The following is an 824-nucleotide window of genomic DNA, read 5'->3' as shown; positions in this document are numbered from 1 at the left end:
CTTCGGCCGAGTGCCCGTTTTTGCGTAAATTGACACTACCACAGCGGGAGCAGGTGTATTGTTTAACTTCGCTTATCATCGGGCTAAGATAAGTCATCAGCGGCTATCTTACCACTACCTATTACCTTTCGATACACTGTAGTTAGTGGATTAAATACAAATCCTAAGGAACAATACTACAGCCAAACAGCAATTAAGGTAAGTCGTGGGGAAGCTAAGACTGCGTATAATATATCTCAAGAACTAAAGCCACTATACGTTAATGATTTAGACTTCAAAAATGACTTTTCTACTTTATCCATAAAGACAAAAGGCAGAAATAGAAAATTAGCTAGATATATTTTATTTGAGCTAGAAAACAAACTTAGTCAAACAGATATCGACTACGAAGAAAGCCCAGCAACAATAGAACATATCCTACCTGAGAATTCAGATTTAGAATGGTCATTGGACTTTCCTCCGCCAATTCAAGAGAATTACATCTATCGAATAGGTAACTATACATTATTAGAAGAAGATAAAAATCGCGATTGTAGTACAAGAAGTTTTTCAGAAAAGAAAAGAATATATCAAACTAGTCAATATGCTTTATCAAGAGATATAGTTGCCGATGTATGGACACCCAATACCTTGGAAAGAAGACAAATGAAATTAGCTGAAATAGCAACTTCTGTATGGCGTTTATCTCAGCTTGATTGACAATCCCATGCCTCCTGTCCGCAAATCCAGCAATCCCGACGAGATTCATGTGTACGACAATCGGAGCGCCGAACCGTTCATACTGGTGGGCCAAAACGCCACAGGAGCGCCTGGCGGCTGCGCTT

The 824-nt window shown here is 39.3% G+C and carries 1 protein-coding gene; it reads left to right on the top strand.

All coding sequences use genetic code 11. The annotated features are described in order from the left end of the window. Positions 1 to 105: 105 nt before the first annotated feature. Positions 106 to 699, top strand: a complete 594-nt coding sequence (locus tag ACYVI1_RS05905; protein ID WP_460907760.1) for an HNH endonuclease family protein — start codon at positions 106 to 108, stop codon at positions 697 to 699. Positions 700 to 824: the final 125 nt, after the last annotated feature.

It is taken from the genome of Spirosoma areae (assembly GCF_054781775.1).
This window is presented reverse-complemented; position numbering and strand designations above follow the sequence as displayed.